This is a genomic window from Burkholderia sp. 28_3, from assembly GCF_003253915.1.
In the GTDB taxonomy this organism is placed as follows: domain Bacteria; phylum Pseudomonadota; class Gammaproteobacteria; order Burkholderiales; family Burkholderiaceae; genus Burkholderia; species Burkholderia cenocepacia.
The window spans coordinates 37,605-55,836 of record NZ_QKZF01000030.1 but is presented as its reverse complement, the minus strand read 5'-3'; the positions used below and the strand labels follow the sequence as shown (position 1 = coordinate 55,836).

Here is an 18,232-nt window from a genome sequence, read left to right as displayed (position 1 = left end):
GGCTTCAGCATCTCGTGGTCCGCATGCTGGTGATGCAGCGTCCACGGCACGTTGCCGCCCATCACCTTCTGCTCGAGCCCGACCATCAGCGTGCCGAGGTACAGGCCCTTCGCCATCCACTGCTTGAAGTTGCGCGCGCGGTACAGCTCCGTGTACAGCCACGATTGCTTGAACGCGTCCGGGTACGCATTGAGCTCGTCCGACTGGCGGCCTGCCTGCACCGCGTCGAACGCGGCGTCGGCGGCCAGCATGCCGGTCTTGATCGCCGCGTGGCTGCCCTTGATCCGCGATGCGTTCAGGAAACCCGCGTCGTCACCGATCAGCGCGCCGCCCGGGAACACCGTCTTCGGCAGCGACAGCAGGCCGCCGGCCGTGATCGCGCGCGCGCCGTACGACACGCGCTTGCCGCCTTCGAGGAACGCGCGGATCGACGGATGCGTCTTGTAGCGCTGGAATTCCTCGAACGGCGACAGGTACGGGTTCGTGTAGCCCAGGCCCACCACGAAGCCGACCACCACCTGGTTGTTGTCCATGTGATACAGGAACGAGCCGCCGTACGTGTCGGACTTCAGCGGCCAGCCGGCCGTGTGGATCACGAGGCCCGGCTTGTGCTTGGCCGGGTCGATTTCCCACAGTTCCTTGATGCCGATCCCGTAGGCCTGCGGATCGGCGTTCGCGTCGAGCTTGAACTTGGAGATCAGCTGGCGGCCGAGGTGGCCACGGCAGCCTTCGGCGAACAGCGTGTACTTCGCGTGCAGCTCCATGCCGAGCTGGAAGTTCTCGGTCGGCTCGCCGTCCTTGCCCACGCCCATGTTGCCGGTCGCGACGCCCTTCACCGAGCCGTCGTCGTTATAGAGAATCTCCGCGGCCGGGAAGCCCGGGAAGATCTCGACGCCGAGCGCTTCGGCCTGCGCGCCGAGCCAGCGCGTGACGTTGCCCAGCGAAATCACGTAGTTGCCGTGGTTCTTGAAGTTCGCGGGCAGCGCCCAGTTCGGCGTGGTGACCGCGCTCTTCTCGGACAGGAACAGGAAGCGGTCTTCCGTCACCTCGACGGTGAGCGGCGCGCCTTGTTCCTTCCAGTCGGGGAACAGTTCGTTGATCGCGCGCGGGTCCATCACCGCGCCCGACAGGATGTGCGCGCCGATCTCGGAACCCTTCTCGAGCACGCACACGCCGATCTCGGTGCCTTTCTCGGCGGCCAGCTGCTTGAGCCGGATCGCCGCCGACAGCCCGGCGGGGCCGCCGCCGACGATCACGACGTCGTATTCCATGGATTCGCGCTGTTGCGCTGCGTCACTATGCACGACAGCTGAATTTGTCATCGATCTCTCTGAATAAACGGACGAACTGCGCGATGGCGAGACGGCGCCCCATGCAACGCGTAACCCGGAATCGCAGACCGCCGTCTCGCGTCATCCGTCGAACTGCTCGAGGACATGCAGAAGGTCTGTCTTGCTCGGGCGCGTGCCCCAATTGCTTACACCGGCGCTCGTGGCCACGATCATCCATGACTGGGGCGGAAAGAATTCGTGCGACAGCACGCCGTTCGACGATATGCGAAGTCGTCCCGAGCCTTCGTGAAATTCGGCCGTCAGCGACGTGTTGCCGACATGCCTTTGTACCAGCGTCGAACCAAACATTTTCCCCTCCTGATCACTCGGACACGGATGCGGACCGGAGCGAGTCCGTGTCAGTCGGCCCGTTTAGTCGATGGCCTTCACCATGTCCTCGACAACCTTCTTCGCATCGCCGAAAACCATCATCGTCTTGTCCATATAGAACAACTCGTTGTCGAGCCCCGCATATCCGGCAGCCATCGAACGTTTATTGACGATGACCGTCCGCGCCTTGTATGCGTCGAGGATCGGCATACCGTAGATCGGACTGCCCTTTTCCAGCGCGACCGGGTTCACCACGTCGTTGGCACCGAGCACGATCGCGACATCGGCCTGCGAGAATTCGCCGTTGATCTCCTCCATCTCGAACACCTGGTCATACGGCACCTCGGCTTCCGCGAGCAGCACGTTCATGTGACCGGGCATGCGCCCCGCGACCGGATGAATTGCATACTTCACCGTCACACCCTTTTCCGTGAGTTTCTGAGACAGCTCGTTGATCGCGTGTTGCGCACGCGCGACCGCCAGGCCATATCCCGGAACGATGATCACGGATTCCGCGTTCGACAGCATGTACGCGGCGTCGTCCGCGCTGCCGCTCTTGACCGGACGCTGTTCCTTGGCCCCGCCGGCAGCGGCATTGGCCTCGCCGCCGAACCCGCCCAGAATCACGTTGAAGAACGATCGGTTCATCGCCTTGCACATGATGTAGGACAGAATCGCACCGGAGCTGCCCACCAACGAGCCGGCAATGATCAGCATCGGATTGCCGAGCGAAAAGCCGATGCCCGCAGCCGCCCAGCCGGAGTAGCTGTTCAGCATCGACACCACCACCGGCATGTCTGCGCCGCCGATCGGGATGATGATCAACACGCCCATCACGAACGCGAATGCCAGCATCAACAGAAACACGGACCAGCTTTCGGTCGCCATGAACGTCAGGCCGAGCCCGATCGTGGTCAGTCCCAGCACGAGGTTCAGAAAATGCTGCCCCTTGAACTGGACCGGCGCGCCCTGAAATACGCGCAGCGTGTACTTACCGCTGAGCTTGCCGAACGCGATCACTGATCCGCTGAACGTGATCGCGCCAATCGCCGCTCCGAGGAAAAGCTCGAGCCGGTTGCCGGTCGGGATCGACGGGTGCGCGAGACCGTCCAGGCCCGCGCCCGCAGCCAACGGTGCAGGCGTAATGCCGAACGCCCAAGGCTCCGTCACCGCGGCCACCGCGATGAAGACGGCTGCCAAGCCGATCATGCTGTGCATGAACGCCACCAGCTCCGGCATCTTGGTCATTTCCACGCGATACGCCATCACGGCGCCGACGGTTCCCCCCAGGAGCAGACCGAGCAGCACGAGCCCGATCCCGGTCGGCGTGGCGGCGAGCTTCACGATCAGAGCCGCGGTGGTCAGTACTGCGATTGCCATGCCCGTCATGCCGAATGCGTTTCCGCGAATGGCCGTCGTCGGGTGAGACAGCCCCTTCAGCGCCTGAATGAAACAGATGCTGGCCAGCAAATACAACAAGGTAACGAGGTTCATGCTCATGATCGTTACGCCCCCGCCTTTTCAGTCGTCTTTCTTTCTTTCTTCCTGAACATTTCCAGCATCCGTCGCGTGACGAGGAAGCCCCCGAACACGTTGACCGCGGCGAGCGCAACCGCGAGCACGCCAGCGGTTCTGCCGAGACCGCTCGATGTCAGTCCCGCCGCGAGCATCGCGCCGACGATGACGATCGCCGAGATCGCGTTGGTCACGGCCATCAAGGGCGTATGCAGTGCGGGCGTCACATTCCAGACGACGTGATAGCCGACATAGATGGCCAGGGCAAAGATGATCAGGTTGGTGATGATGTGGCTGACAGCTTCCATGGCGATTCTCAGTTCGTGGTCGAAGCTTCCGCCGTTGACCGGACGGGAGCAGGTTGATCGCGCATGACCATTCCGTCCCGGGCAACCAGGCAGGCGGCAACGATGTCATCCTCGAGATCGATCGTCACGCCGCCGCCCTTCGGCAGAATCAGTTTCAGGAAATCGAGTACGTTGCGCGCATACAGGTTGCTGGCGTCGGTGGCAACCAGCGCAGGCAGGTTCGTTTCGCCGACGATCGTCACCCCGTGCCGAATCGCAGTGCTGCCCGGCTCGGTCAGCGGGCAATTGCCACCCTGGGCCGCCGCGAGATCCACGATGACGGAACCCGGCTTCATCGATTCCACCATCGCCTCGGTCACCAGCACCGGCGCGGGCCGCCCGGGAATCAGCGCCGTGGTGATGACGATATCGGCGGCCGCGACACGCCTGGCCACTTCAACCTGCTGACGCTGCAGCCACGAGGCCGGCATCGGCCTCGCGTATCCGCCGACACCCTCCGCGGCCTCTTTTTCTTCCGCCGTTTCGTAGGGCACGTCGATGAACTTCGCCCCCAGAGACTCCACCTGCTCCTTGACGCTCGGACGCACGTCGCTCGCTTCGATGACAGCGCCCAGGCGTTTTGCCGTCGCGATGGCCTGCAACCCGGCAACCCCGACACCGAGAATCACGACGCGCGCCGCCTTCACGGTCCCCGCCGCCGTCATCAACATCGGGAAGATGCGCCGATATCGATCGGCGGCGATCATGACAGCCTTGTAGCCTGCGATATTCGCCTGGCTCGACAGCACATCCAGGCTTTGCGCGCGCGTCGTTCGCGGCGCGGCCTCGAGCGCGAACGCCGTGATGCCAGCTTTGGCGAGCCGTTGGAGACCAGTTGCATCGAACGGATTGAGCATCCCGACCAGCACGGCCCCCACGCGGAAAGCGGCGAGTTCGCTGTCGAGAGGCGACCTGACTTTCAGCACGACCTCGCAGCCGAGCGCAGCCGCTTGATCCACGATCTCGGCGCCGGCGGCCCGATAAACGTCGTCGGTATAGCTGGCCCCCTGCCCCGCACCGGAAGCCACGCGCACCGTGTGTCCCTGATCCTGCAGTTTCCTGGCCGTCTCCGGGGTAACGGCGACGCGGGCTTCGCCCGGCGTTGTTTCGACGGGCACACCTATCAGCATGACTTCTGCTCCTTGAGAAAAATGATCGTTCGTTGCCGCGCAGCGGATACGCGGACCAACGCTCGATGTCGCGCCGGCGATGAACCAACGATGAGCGGCACGTGTGTTACATGAACGCCACGCGGCCGGCGCGCGAAATGAACTCGCCGGTTTCAGCCGAATTCGTTACGCGTATCCGATCGCACTCAGACGCGCTCCAGGATCAATGCGATGCCCTGGCCCACTCCGATGCACATCGTGCACAATGCGTAGCGACCGCTCGTGGCGTGCAACTGATTGATTGCCGTCGTCACGAGACGCGCGCCCGACGCGCCGAGCGGATGACCGAGTGCAATCGCCCCGCCGTTGGGGTTGACCCGGGGATCATCGTCCTTCAGGCCCAGCAGGCGCAACACGGCCAGCCCCTGTGCGGCGAACGCCTCGTTGAGTTCGATCACGTCGATCTCGTCGAGCCGCAATCCGGCCAGTGCCAGAACCTTCTCCGTCGCCGGCGCCGGACCGATACCCATCACGCGCGGCGGCACACCCGCGGTTGCCATCGCGACCACCCGAGCACGGGGCGTGAGACTGTGTTGGGCGATCGCGCGCTCGTCGGACAGCAGCAACGCACAGGCTCCGTCGTTGACGCCGCTCGCGTTTCCGGCCGTCACGCTGCCGTCAGGCCGCACGACACCCTTGAGCTTCGCAAGGGCTTCGAACGACGTCTCGCGAGGATGCTCGTCCTGCTTCACGACCAGCGGCTCGCCTTTTTTCTGCGGGATGTAGACAGGCGTGATCTCGCTATCGAAGAACCCGCGCTTTTGCGCGGCCAGCGCCTTCGTCTGCGAAGCCAGCGCCATCCGATCCTGAGCGTCACGCCCGATCTTGTAGTCGACCGCAACGTTCTCCGCCGTTTCCGGCATCGCATCGGCGCCGTACTGCTCCTTCATCAGCTTGTTGACGAATCGCCAGCCGATCGTCGTGTCGTAGACCGCGTTCGCACGGCTGAAAGCCGACTCCGCCTTCGGCATGACAAAGGGCGCGCGACTCATGCTTTCCACGCCGCCCGCAACCATCAACGCTGTTTCGCCGGACTTGATCGCGCGCGCTGCGCTGCCCACCGCATCGAGGCCCGAGCCGCACAGTCGATTGATCGTGGCGCCCGGTACGCCGAGCGGCAGGCCGGCGAGCAAGCTCGCCATGCGCGCGACGTTGCGGTTGTCCTCACCGGCCTGATTCGCGCAGCCGAGCAGCACGTCGCCGACCGCCTCCCAGTCGACGCCAGGATTGCGCGCCATCAGCGCCCTGATCGGAATCGCGGCCAAATCGTCGGCGCGCACGGAAGAAAGCGAGCCGCCATAGCGGCCGAACGGCGTACGGATTGCATCGCAGATAAAGGCTTGTGTACTCATGACGTGGCGTCGCATCGAGAAGTTGAAATCACACTCTTAATGCAATGAACATGCCAGTCACGCCCGGATTCGGCTTTCGGGCTCCAATGCGGTCGGCATGGACATGCGCAACGGGCTTTCACCGACGTGCGACGCCCGCTCTTCGCGCCACGACATGATCACGTTCACGCGACAGCGATGCATCGTTGTCTGCGGTCTCTACATCAGATGTCGTTTCGACGGACATGTGCCGAGTCGAGTCCGACATGATGTGCAGTGCTGCTTCCTGAACGGCATACCGCGCACGCGCCTGCAACGTACGCTCGCTCAGTGTGCGGTAAATTGGCACCCACTCTGCTGGAGCGTCTGGAACGCCGTTTCCTTCGGGATCACCGATCGAATCTTCAGCAGGTCCCACTCGCCCTTCGATTCCGACGGTTTCTTCGCCTCGGCCAGATACATGTCGTGCACCATCAGGCCGTTTGCCAGAATACGGCCGTCCCGGGCAAAGAAATCATTGATCGGCATCGCCTTCATTTTCGCTATGACCGCATTGCTGTCCACCGTTCCCGCTGCCTGAACGGCCTGGAGATAGTGAGTTACGGCGGAGTACATGCCCGCCTGGACCATCGTAGGCATCTTGCCGGTCTCGGCGTTGAATGCCTTCGCGAACGCGCGCGTCCGATCGTTGTAGTCCCAGTAGAACGCGGTGGTGAACTGAACACCCTGAGCCGTCTTCAGGCCGATGCCCTTCAGATCGCCATCGAAGATCAGCAGCGGTGCAACGATCTGCTTGCCGGTCATCATGCCGAACTCGGCAGCCTGACGAATCGCATTTTGCGTGTCGCGCCCCGCGTTCGCGAGCCCGATGACCTGGGCCTTCGACGACTGGGCCTGCATCAGGAAGGACGCGAAGTCCGATGTCGCCAGAGGATGGTCGATACTTCCCACGACCTGTCCGCCCATCGACGTGACAACCTGCGTGGCCTGCGACTGCAACGAATGACCGAATGCGTAGTCGGCCGTGATGAAGAACCAGCGTTTCCCACCTTCCGATACCACCGCCCGGGCCGTCCCGTTCGCGAGCGCATAGGTGTCGTACACATAGTGCACGCCGTACGGGGAACACTGCTTGCCGGTCAGATCCGTCGTTGCCGAGCCAGCAAAGATCGTCACCTTGCGCTTTTCCATGCCTAGCTTCTGCAGCGCGAGTGCCGAGGCCGAATCGGTCGATTCGATCACCATCGACACGTTATCCCTGTCGTACCATTGCCGCGCGCGCGTCGCCGTAATATCGACCTTGTTCTGGTAGTCTGCAGACAGCACTTCGATCGGTCTGCCGAGCACCTTGCCACCGAAATCGCGCACGGCCATCTTGACCGCCGCCACCCCGCCCGTTCCGCCGATGCCCGAGTAGACGCCGGACATATCGACAATCACGCCGACCTTCAGCGGCTCTCCCGACGAAGCCGCAAAGGCGCCCGGCATCGCCACGGCGACGGCGAGCGTCCATGTAAGCGCAAATCGCAGTTTCATCATCAGTCTCCTCCCGTTTAATTTCCGGCTGCGCGACGCACAGTACGCGGAACGGCCGGAGCAGTCCGTCGTCCGTCGATCGATGTTCGTCAGGCAGCGGCCCGCTCCGGTGACGTCAACGGCAGACCGAGACGTGCACGCCGAACGAGCCACGGCGACGGTCGGTATCGCTGATCCCCGAAGGTCTCGTAAAGTCCCCTGAGGATGTCGAGCACCCGATGCGCGCCGAGCGCATCGCCCCACTCGAATGGCCCCGTCGGATAACCGAGGCCGAGACGCACCGATACATCGATATCCTCCGGTGACGCGATGCCCTGCTGGGCCATTTCGCAAGCGAGATTGACAATGCACGCCACCACTCGGGGCGCAACGAATCCAGGGGAATCCGAAATGACAAACGCGGGAATCGATTGCGCTGCGAATATCGCCTGCGCGCGATCTACCGTCGACTTCACTGTTCCCGGGCAGGTCATCAACGTCACGCCCGAAGTCCCGCAGAACACGGGATCGATCCCGACGACCTTGCTCGGATCGAGCCGGAAATTCGCAATCGCAGTTGAAAGGTCCGTGTCCAGTGGCGCGATCAGGACCACATCGGCGGCATGCAAGTCGGCCGCACGCGTCACCTGCGACAGCAACGGCACAACCGTTTCGGGCAACGCCGCCGCCCCCTCCGTCGGCCACCACACCGCGAAGTCGACCACCGGTACCGCCTGCTGCGCCGGCGCATGTGCCGCCGCCGGCTTGCCGTCGTAGCTGTAAAAACCTTGTCCCGCCTTGCGACCCAACAGGCCGGCGTGGAGGCGCGTGCGTGCGAGCATCACCGGTCGGTAGCGATCGTCGCCGTAGTACTGCGCATGAATCGATTCCATCACGGGAACAGACACGTCGAGCCCAGTCAGATCCAGCAGCTCGAACGGACCCATGCGGAACCCTGCGCACTGGCGCAGGATCGCATCCAGCACCGAGTGCTCAGCGTTTTTTTCCGCGAGCAGCTTCAACCCTTCGGTGACAAAGGCACGGCCCGCATGGTTGACCACGAAACCCGGCGAATCCGGCACAACGATCGGCCGATGTCCGATGCGCCGCGACAGCTCGGCCAGCGCATCGATCGCTTCCGTTGCCGTTCGGGGCGCCTGCACGATCTCGACCAGTCTCATCCGCGTGACGGGATTGAAGAAGTGCCACCCGGCCACGCGAGATGGCTGTACACAACCGGATGCGATCGACGTCACGCTCAACGACGACGTGTTGGTCACCAGAATGCACGACGGCGACACGATCGACTCCAGATCCCGCAACAGCCGCTGCTTGAACTCGAGGTTCTCGACGATCGCTTCCACGACCAGATCGCACCCGGCCATTTCTGTCAGACTGGTCGCCGCGGTGATCCGGTGCAGCGCAGCGTCCGCGTCGCACTGCTCGATCCGCCCATTTTCAACCGACCGCATCAGATCGTTGCGTATCGCTGAAATGGCCCGTGTCACTGCGCCGTCATTCACATCGAACAATGTCACGTCGCAACCGGCCATCGCGCAAACTTGTGCGATACCGCGCCCCATCGCGCCCGCGCCTACCACGCCGACGCTATTCAGAGATTGTCCCAATCTCGATCTCCCATTCAATTTGCGCTTCATTCAATCGACAAACGTCAGTCACCGGCAGTCGTGCGCGCACCGCCGACGCGCTAAACACGTGCAAGATTTTTTCTCGGTTCGTGTACGTCGAAGAGAAACTGGCCGGCATAGCGCGATCCGCCGATCGCCGCCCGCCTTCTGCCGGGGGGAAAAACGTGCCACGCCCCGTCGTCGTGACGAAAGAACACGAGCGATAAGGTTCCGGACGGGCAATCGACGTCGATTCGCACACAACGCCACCGGCTTTCATCCGATCGACCGATACGCGAGAGACGAAAACACCCGGCAACACCGCTGCCCAACCATTTCCCGATTGCCGCTCGCAGAGAACGTTTCGGTGCAGTCATCTCAGCTCCTCCGCCCGGTGAGTCACGCGACCGCATCTCGCGGCATTGCGTGGGCTCGTGATCGGGGCGTCGGCCTGAACGATCCCCGGTGGCGTCGCCGCCTGTTCATGAAGCAAGGCCGCGTTGCGTCACCTAAAATCGTCGTCACGATATCGCGCGCGTCAGCCCAGTTCGCCGACGAGTTCCGGCACGACCGTGAACAAATCGCCGACGAGGCCGTAATCGGCCACGCTGAAGATCGGCGCTTCCGGATCCTTGTTGATCGCGACGATCACCTTCGAATCCTTCATGCCGGCCAGATGCTGGATCGCACCCGAGATGCCGACCGCGATGTACAGCTGCGCGGCGACGATCTTGCCGGTCTGGCCAACCTGATAGTCGTTCGGTACGTAGCCCGCATCGACTGCCGCGCGCGATGCGCCCAGCGCTGCCGACAGCTTGTCCGCCAGCGGCTCCAGCACCTTCGTGTAGTTCTCGCCGCTACCCAGACCGCGGCCGCCCGACACGATGATCTTCGCGCTGGTGAGTTCCGGACGGTCCAGCTTCGTCACTTCACGGCTCACGAATTGCGACTTGCCTGTATCGGCCGCGGCTTCGATCTTCTCGACCGACGCGCTGCCGCCTGCCGCTGCGACCGGATCGAAGCCCGTCGCACGCACCGTGATGACCTTGATCGGGTCGCCCGACTGCACCGTCGCGATCGCATTGCCTGCGTAGATCGGACGCTCGAACGTATCGGCCGAGTCCACTGCCGTGATGTCCGAGATCTGCGCGACGTCCAGCTTCGCGGCGATACGCGGCGCGATGTTCTTGCCGTAGGCCGTTGCCGGCGCGAGGATGTGCGAGTAGTCCTTCGCGATGTTCAGCGCCGTCGCTTCGACGTTTTCCGCCAGGCCTGCGGCCAGTTGCGGTGCGTCGGCCAGCAGCACCTTCGACACGCCTGCAATCTTCGCTGCCGCATCGGCTGCGCCCTGTGCGTTGTGGCCTGCCACCAGCACGTGAATGTCACCGCCAATCTTCGCCGCCGCTGCCACCGTGTTCAACGTCGCGGCCTTGAGCGACGCATTGTCGTGTTCTGCAATCACCAGAATCGTCTCGTGCTCTGCCATCACCAGAACCGTCATTTCTTTCCGCTCCCTCTTACATCACCTTGGCTTCGGTCTTCAGCTTCTCGACCAGCGTCTTCACGTCCGGCACCTTCACGCCGGCTGCGCGCTTCGGCGGCTCGACCACCTTCAGCGTCTTCAGACGCGGCGTAACGTCGACGCCCAGGTCTTCCGGCTTCACGGTTTCGAGCGGCTTCTTCTTCGCCTTCATGATGTTCGGCAGCGTCACGTAGCGCGGCTCGTTCAGGCGCAGGTCGGTCGTGACCACGGCCGGCAGCGTCAGCGACAGCGTTTCCGCGCCGCCGTCGACTTCGCGTGCAACCGTTGCCTTACCGTCGGCGACCGTCACCTTCGATGCAAACGTCGCTTGCGGCAGGCCAGCCAGCGCAGCCAGCATCTGGCCCGTCTGGTTCGAATCGTCGTCGATCGCCTGCTTGCCGAGGATCACCAGTTGCGGCTGTTCCTTGTCGACCAGCGCCTTCAGGATCTTCGCGACGCCCAGCGGCTCGACACTGTCGTTCGACTCGACGAGGATCGCGCGATCCGCGCCGATCGCCAGCGCCGTACGCAGCGTTTCCTGCGCTTGCGCAACGCCCACCGACACGGCGATCACTTCAGTCGCCACGCCCGCTTCCTTCAGGCGCACGGCTTCTTCCACCGCGATTTCGTCGAACGGGTTCATCGACATCTTCACATTCGTAATGTCGACACCCGTGTTGCCCGGCTTCACGCGGACCTTCACGTTGTAATCGACCACTCTTTTCACTGGCACCAGGATTTTCATTCTTTAACCCGAACATCAAGAACCGAAGCAGCCGAACGCGCTGTCCCCAGCGCGTCCGGCATTCTTTCACTGCACCGTCACCAGCGCATCGACGGCACCCAGTCCCCGGCCACGAGACTTCACGATCACCGGGTTGATCTCGAACTCCTGGATCGCCGGGCTCGCGAGGAACATGTCGCCAAACCGCACTGCAGCCGCCACCAGCGCGTCCAGGTCCGCCGCAGGCTTTCCACGGAAACCTTCCAGAAGCGTCCATAGCTTCAGCTTCCGAAGCGCCTGACGAACCTGATCGGCAGTCACCGGCAGCGCCAGGTGCGACATGTCGCGGTACAGTTCCACCGCGACGCCACCGGAGCCGATCGAGATGATCGGTCCGAAGTCCGTCTGCCTCATGCACGACACGACGATCTCTACGCCATCACTGATCATTTCCTGAACCAGCACACCCATATCAGGTCTGCCTACCCGCTCGCGAAACTCGCGCGCACACGCATCGACCTCCTCCGCGGTTTGAACGCGCAACTTCACCAGGCCAAGCTCGGTCTTGTGCTCGCATTCCGATGGCAGTACTTTCACGACCAGCGGGTAGGCCATTCCGGCACATGCGTCCGACGCGCGGTCCTCCGGCCCAAGCACCGCCCACTTCGCGGGCGTCATCCCGCTCTCAGCGCAAAACCGCATCGTCTGCGTCCAATCCTGCGGCGCCGCCCGGCTCGCCAATGGCGTCCGAATCTCTGATCTTGGCAATGACAGCATCCGAGTACGCTTGTACAGCAACGACAGCGCTTTCATCGCATGGGACGGATCCGCGACCAGCAGCACGCCCGCCTCCCTGAACGACCGGCGCGCCTCGTGATCCGGCAACTCCCCGATGAAACTCAGCACCACCGGCATGGACTGCGCCACTTTCTTGAACACTTCGGCGTTCGGCTCGAGGTACCGACGACCGCTACTGGCAAACTGCACGATCAGTGCCTCCGCCCTCGGCTCCGCCTCGATAGCGAAACACGTGTCACGGAACAGCGTCGGCACGCTCTGAATCTGCCCCGTTAAATCCACCGGATTGGCTGTCCGTGCGAACGCCGGCAGAACCCGCTCCAGTTCTGCTGCGGTTTGCAGGCCGAATTCCGCCATCGAGATCCCATATTCACTGCTGTGGTCGGCGAGCAGCGCGCCTGCCCCGCCCGACGAACTCAACACGGCCAGCCCCCCCTGCCTATCGCCGCTCAAGCGCGGTGACGGCAGATACGCCAGCACCTCGACCGCCGACATTGCATCGATCAGGCTGTCGACCGTGATCACCCCTGCCTGCTCCAGCACATCCGCATAGACCGCGTGCGCCGAAGCAATTTTCCCGGTGTGCGACGCCGTCGCCTGCTGGCCGATCGTCGATCGGCCAGCCTTCAATGCGACGATTTGCACACCGCGTTCTCGCGCACGCTCGGCGATCCTCACGATCCGGCTCGCTTCATCGAGTCCTTCGATGTAGAGCGCGACCACGCGCACATCGTCCTGCTCGACGATGTGTTCGAGTACGTCGAGCGCATCGGCGCATGTCTCATTGCCGACGCTGACGATGTACGAGCATCCGATCCCGTTGCTCTGCAGGAAATTGCCGATTGCCCCGGCAAGCGCGCCACTCTGGCTGACGACCGCGATCGGCGCGTGCTTGAGCGCCGGAAGACTCATTGCTGCCGATCCGAACGTCATCATGACGCGCCGACGAACCGACCACACGCCCTGACAGTTGGCGCCGATTACCGCCACACCGTGCTCCCGCGCCGCTTCGGCCAGGCGCTGCGCATGTTCCTTTCCGGCTTCCGTCTCTTCGAATCCGGAACTGAAGACAATCGCGCTGCGTATCCCCTTCTCACCGCACTCCGCAATGACGCCCGGCACTGTGTGAGCCGGCGTGATCACCAGCGCAACGTCCGGCACTTCCGGCAATTCCGCCACCGACGGATACGCCTTCAGCCCTTCTACCTCGGCGTGGTTCGGGCTCACCGGATACACGGTGCCGTCAAATCCATGCTTCAACAGCACACGCACCAGCGAATTGCGCGGACTACCCGGCTGCGGTGATGCGCCGACGATCGCGACGCTGCGCGGTTCAATAAACTTCTCGAATGCCTGTCTGTCCATATTCCGTTTCTTCTCGAGTCGACAGCGCTGTCAGCGCCCAATGAATTTAGGTGTGCGCTTCTCCTTGAACGCATTCACCGCTTCCTGATGGTCCTCGCTCGCGCGTACGATCGGCAGATTCGCAGCCACCAGTTCGTGAGCCGTCTGAAGGTCTTTGTCCAGACCAAACCGCATCACTCGCTTGATCAACTGCACGGCAAGCGGCGGCCCGTCCGCGATCCGGCGTGCGAACGCATACGTCTCGTCCATCAACTCCGCGTCGGGAAATACCCTGTTCACCAGACCGATTCGTTCCGCATCGCACGCCTCCACCCAGTCCGCTGTCCAGAACATCTCGAGCGCCTTCGACATCCCGACGATGCGCGGCAGCAGATACGCCCCGCCGACGCCGGGAATCAGTCCCATGCGCACGTAGGTCTCGGCAAAGCGCGCACTCTGCGCTGCGAAACGGATGTCGCATGCGAGGGCGATATCCAGACCACCGCCTGTCGCCAGACCGTTCAACGCTGCGATTACCGGCTTGTCGAGCTCGGTGATCTTGCGTGGCAGACGCTGTACGCCATCGGCTACTCGCGCCTTGATATTCGCCGGCGTCTGCGCTGCCGACTCGGAAAAGGTCTCGATGTCACCACCCGTCGTGAATGCGCGCCCGGTACCAGTCATCACGACGACGCGAATCTCCGGATTCGCACGGCACTCCTCAAGCGCCTCGAGCCATACGTCCTGCATCGCCTCGGTAAAGGCGTTCAGCTTGTCCGGACGATTGAGCGTAATCGTCGCAATGCCACGATCGATTTCGAATTTCAGTTGATCCACCATATCGTCATCCTCACTACTCCGCTTGTTCTAAATGCTTCAGCACGTCGTGTATCGCATCGATTTCCTCTGATGTCGCCTGATCCACTCGCCTCCTCCTTCACGGGTCTTTCGGTCGAGGCTTCGGTTGGGGCGCGCCGAACGGTATCCTCGTCAGCCCACCTCGCGTGCTTTTCGACACGTCATCTCAGCAACATGCATGCCATCGATCACCATGAGTCGTTTTGCAACCGCTATCGGCCGTCGGAGCCCGCGCTGCCGGCGGCGACCGCACACACACGTTCTCGATCATGTACATCAGGCGGACGGGCGCATTGCAAAGTGTCCGCGACGCGGACACGAGTGAAATGCCGCGCGCGATCCAGAGACATGCCGCGCGGGCTGGTGGCCGATCCAGCCTGCGGCGAAGATGGCACGCGCATTGCAAGCGATACACGCGGCCCAGCGAACTCACCCGGCATAGCTGGAAGCACTCGGCCATATCGAAAAAAAGCGGAGGAACATCAATGCGCGCGGTTCGGATCAAGACGCTCGGCCTGGCTGAAACTCATACGCTTGAGGAGCTTCCCGATCTCGAACCGGGGCATCACGAGGTCGTCATCGACGTCAAGAGCGCTGCGATCAATTATCCGGATCTGCTCGTGATTTCCGGTCAATATCAAACGCGCACGCCATTGCCGTTCACCGCGGGGAAGGAAGCGGCGGGTGTCGTACGCATCGTCGGAGCGGGCGTCACGCGGGTCAAACCTGGAGATCACGTGCTGATCCATGTGGAATGGGGCGCTTTCGCAACGCAGGCGCTCGCGCACGAAGATCAATGCCTGCCGCTGCCCGACGGTATGGCGTTCACGGAGGCGGCCGTCCTCGGCCTTCCGGCGCAAACGGCATGGTTCGCACTGATGGAACGCGGCCGCTGGCCCGGCGACACCGTCCTCGTCAATGGCGCCACAGGCGCAGTCGGGTATGCCGCCGTGCAGATTGCACGAGCGATGGGCGCGACAGTCCTCGCAGGCGTGAATTCACCGGAGCGTGCGAGAACCCTGCTGAGCGACGTACCTTGCAGCATCATCGACCTGAGTGCACCCGATCTGCGCAACAGCCTTCGCACCCAGGTCCACACTGCGACTGAGAGCCGAGGCGCGGACATCGTGATCGATATGCTCGGTGGCGAAATCTTCGATGCGTCGCTGCGTGCGCTTGCATGGGATGGCCGAATCGTCACTGTCGGTTTCGCCGCCGGACGAATTCCCGAAGTCAAGGCCGGCCACCTGCTCGTAAAGAACGCTACGGTCAGCGGATTGCAATGGACAGACTATCGCGATCGGCAGCCATGGAAGGTCGCACAAGCGCACACGGTCATGGCATCCATGTGGGCCAAGGGGACGCTGAGCGCCAATATCATGCAAACGATTGCGCTGAGCCACTTTTCCGAAGCCCTCCGGCTGATCGCCACGCGTCGCGCGACGGGGCGCGTCGTACTGACGATGGACTGAACGCGGAGTTGAATCGGGCCGTGTTCTCTGGCGTGTCCGATGCGCGACGAGCGCGTAAGAGCTCGATTGCGCGACCTCCATGCCGGCGCTCGTTGCTCGATACGTCGACGTTCGTACGTGTATCGCGTGTCTGCCGCCCGGGCACATCCGTGTTCTGCAAAAACGCATTCCCCGGGCGCTGAGTGCCCACCACGCGAACCAGGCGGATTGGCATGGCGATTGCATGCATCCGCAATCACTCGTCAAAGCAGCGTCCAGGAGACATCGCATGACCCAACAGTTGGTGAACACCTCGGTCGAAGGTTCCGTACTCGTCATCCGGCTCTGTAGCCCTGCCGACCGCAATGCGTTGACGACGGAACTGCGGGAACAGCTCGGCGATGCGATCGAACGCGCGCAGAACAGTCGCGCGGTGCGCGCGGTTTATCTCACGGGCGAAGGTCCGACGTTCTGCTCCGGGGGAAATCTGAACATGTTGAAAAATGCGTCCGCACCCTGGGCCGTCCATCGGCGCTTTCGCGGTCTCAGCACATGGCTGACCCCGCTCATCACGCTCGACAAGCCGGTCGTCGTGGGCGTACGAGGCCAGGCAGTGGGAGGAGGATTCGGCCTCGCGCTGACAGGCGACCTGCTGATCGCCGGCGAGGGGGCGAAGTTCATCCCCGGATTCTTCCGTATCGGCGTGGTCCCCGACATTGGAACGATGTACCACCTTCCGCGGCTCATCGGTATGGCGGCTGCGAAGCGGCTGCTGTACAGCGGCGCGACGCTGTCCGCGCAGGACGCGCTCGAGCTGGGGCTCGTTGCACAGGTGGTGCCCGACGAGAAGGTCGATGAAGCCGGACTCGCGGAAGCCACGCGTCTCGCGAATGGTCCCGCCGAGGTCATGGGGCTTGCCAAGAACCTGATGGCGCGCAGTTTCGAAACAAGCCTTCAGGACATGCTCGCGTTCGAAGGATTCGGGCAGATTCTGGCCATGTCCAGTCCCGAGTTTCAGGAAGGACTCGGCGCCGCCCTGGACGGCCGCCCTGCGGACTTCAGCCGAGCCGCATCGGACCAATAAGCCGCGGCAAGTACTCGCTCCCGACGCGACCATGAGGCGGCCGCTTGGCCTCACGCTTGCCGTCGACGGCGTTACCGCGAATATCGCCCGCCCTCTAGGCGGGCATCTTTTTTATCCGGGGTCGCAGCGCGACGCCAGCATCGCGCAGTCTCATCCCGGTATGCCAGTACATCGGCGGTCGGCACTGTGCACTGCAATGTGACCGGTGGTGTCTGCACGGAAATCACCTGAGCACGGCCAACCACTGTCGTCGCCGCGGACACTTGCCGGCGGTTCGACCAGATCCGGGTACCGCGTTTTCCGGACGCAATCGAGATCGCCCGCCACACCCCCGTTTGGCACGAAGCTTGCAGATCAGACGCCGTGACGACATTCGCGGCGCTCGCGCCAGCTGCCATCGGTTTGAGCACAAGGCCCCAATTGCGCTGTCGCGGTCCATCGCGATCGTCCGGAATTCGTCAACTTCGCGCACTGCGCATCGCTCTGAAAGGACAGTCCATGCAATTCGAAGAAATCATTTATCAGGAAGACGGCCCGATCGGCACCATCACGCTCAATCGCCCGCAAGACGGCAACATGTTCACGCCGCGCATGTGCCACGAGATTCGCGATTGCATCAACGAAATCCGTCGCGAGACGCGCACGCGCGTCGTCGTGATTACCGGAGCCGGCGACAAGTTCTTTTGTACGGGAGGCCGCAAGGAGGGCATGGAGGACTCGCTGCTGTATGCAGGCGTCCTGCCAACCCTGGAAATGTACGAGAGCATCGACCGGCTGCAAAAACCGGTGATCGCATCGGTCAACGGCTACGCCGTAGGTGGCGGCAACGTGCTGCAGGTCGTGTGCGATATCACCATCGCGAAGGAAAGCGCGGTGTTCCGACAAGTCGGACCGATGGTCGGCAGTTTCGATGGCGGCTACGGCACCTGGTATCTCGAAGATCTCGTCGGCAAAAAGCGCGCGAAAGAGATGTGGTATCGCAACCCCAAGTTGACTGCACGAGAAGCGCTCGACTGGGGCCTCGTCAATCACGTGGTTCCCGACGCGGAACTCCAGGAGGCGACGCGCAAGTTGGCGCTCGAAATCGCCGACCGCGGCGCATTCGCACTCGCATCGATCAAGGCCGCATTCAACGCGCGCCACGGCGGTGTGTCCGGCCTGTCACGCATGGCGCACGATCTGCTGCTGCGCGCATACCTCGACTCCGGCGAGCACGCGGAACTGGCCGATGCATTCGCCGACCGCAGGGCGCCGGATGCAACGCGATTCGGCCATTAACGCGCAC

15 protein-coding genes are annotated in these 18,232 nt (G+C 62.9%); 3 read left to right on the top strand and 12 right to left on the bottom strand.

Annotated elements, in window-relative coordinates:
• From DFS13_RS35690 to DFS13_RS35630, 12 genes are all read right to left on the bottom strand, one after another.
• Positions 1 to 1,322, bottom strand: a 1,322-nt coding sequence (locus DFS13_RS35690; RefSeq protein ID WP_111442770.1) for an NAD(P)/FAD-dependent oxidoreductase, incomplete at its 3' end; no start/stop codon positions are given.
• A 90-nt stretch (positions 1,323 to 1,412) separates the two neighbouring features.
• The gene (locus DFS13_RS35685) at positions 1,413 to 1,640 is read right to left on the bottom strand and encodes a hypothetical protein (protein ID WP_111442765.1); all 228 of its coding nucleotides are present in this window, start codon (positions 1,638 to 1,640) and stop codon (positions 1,413 to 1,415) included.
• Between the two features lie 63 nt (positions 1,641 to 1,703).
• Positions 1,704 to 3,161, bottom strand: coding sequence for an NAD(P)(+) transhydrogenase (Re/Si-specific) subunit beta (locus DFS13_RS35680; protein ID WP_059623735.1), 1,458 nt, complete (start codon positions 3,159 to 3,161; stop codon positions 1,704 to 1,706).
• A gap of 5 nt (positions 3,162 to 3,166) precedes the next feature.
• Entirely contained in the window at positions 3,167 to 3,484 is a 318-nt protein-coding gene (locus DFS13_RS35675; protein WP_059623733.1) for an NAD(P) transhydrogenase subunit alpha, read from the bottom strand.
• Between the two features lie 8 nt (positions 3,485 to 3,492).
• Positions 3,493 to 4,653: a Re/Si-specific NAD(P)(+) transhydrogenase subunit alpha gene (locus DFS13_RS35670; RefSeq protein WP_059623731.1), complete on the bottom strand. Its 1,161-nt coding sequence runs from the start codon at positions 4,651 to 4,653 to the stop codon at positions 3,493 to 3,495.
• A gap of 185 nt (positions 4,654 to 4,838) precedes the next feature.
• Positions 4,839 to 6,044 carry a 3-oxoadipyl-CoA thiolase gene (gene pcaF, locus DFS13_RS35665; RefSeq protein ID WP_059623729.1) on the bottom strand — a complete coding sequence of 402 codons (1,206 nt, stop codon included), beginning with the start codon at positions 6,042 to 6,044 and terminating at the stop codon, positions 4,839 to 4,841.
• Between the two features lie 306 nt (positions 6,045 to 6,350).
• Positions 6,351 to 7,559 (bottom strand): ABC transporter substrate-binding protein, encoded by a 1,209-nt coding sequence (locus tag DFS13_RS35660; RefSeq protein WP_208328491.1) that lies wholly within the window; start codon positions 7,557 to 7,559, stop codon positions 6,351 to 6,353.
• 89 nt (positions 7,560 to 7,648) lie between these two features.
• Entirely contained in the window at positions 7,649 to 9,166 is a 1,518-nt protein-coding gene (locus DFS13_RS35655; RefSeq protein ID WP_258399111.1) for a 3-hydroxyacyl-CoA dehydrogenase, read from the bottom strand.
• A 538-nt stretch (positions 9,167 to 9,704) separates the two neighbouring features.
• Entirely contained in the window at positions 9,705 to 10,652 is a 948-nt protein-coding gene (locus DFS13_RS35645; RefSeq protein WP_111442769.1) for an electron transfer flavoprotein subunit alpha/FixB family protein, read from the bottom strand.
• Between the two features lie 31 nt (positions 10,653 to 10,683).
• Complete coding sequence (locus DFS13_RS35640) at positions 10,684 to 11,433, bottom strand: electron transfer flavoprotein subunit beta/FixA family protein (protein ID WP_059623727.1); 750 nt, start codon at positions 11,431 to 11,433, stop codon at positions 10,684 to 10,686.
• A 66-nt stretch (positions 11,434 to 11,499) separates the two neighbouring features.
• Entirely contained in the window at positions 11,500 to 13,575 is a 2,076-nt protein-coding gene (locus DFS13_RS35635) for an acetate--CoA ligase family protein (protein WP_111442762.1), read from the bottom strand.
• A gap of 30 nt (positions 13,576 to 13,605) precedes the next feature.
• Positions 13,606 to 14,394, bottom strand: a complete 789-nt coding sequence (locus DFS13_RS35630; RefSeq protein WP_059623724.1) for an enoyl-CoA hydratase/isomerase family protein — start codon at positions 14,392 to 14,394, stop codon at positions 13,606 to 13,608.
• A gap of 503 nt (positions 14,395 to 14,897) precedes the next feature.
• Here DFS13_RS35630 and DFS13_RS35625 point away from each other — a divergent pair.
• From DFS13_RS35625 to DFS13_RS35615, 3 genes are all read left to right on the top strand, one after another.
• Entirely contained in the window at positions 14,898 to 15,884 is a 987-nt protein-coding gene (locus tag DFS13_RS35625) for an NADPH:quinone oxidoreductase family protein (protein ID WP_111442761.1), read from the top strand.
• A gap of 268 nt (positions 15,885 to 16,152) precedes the next feature.
• Complete coding sequence (locus tag DFS13_RS35620; protein WP_059623717.1) at positions 16,153 to 16,947, top strand: enoyl-CoA hydratase/isomerase family protein; 795 nt, start codon at positions 16,153 to 16,155, stop codon at positions 16,945 to 16,947.
• A gap of 498 nt (positions 16,948 to 17,445) precedes the next feature.
• Positions 17,446 to 18,225, top strand: a complete 780-nt coding sequence (locus tag DFS13_RS35615) for an enoyl-CoA hydratase-related protein (protein ID WP_059623715.1) — start codon at positions 17,446 to 17,448, stop codon at positions 18,223 to 18,225.
• Positions 18,226 to 18,232: the final 7 nt, after the last annotated feature.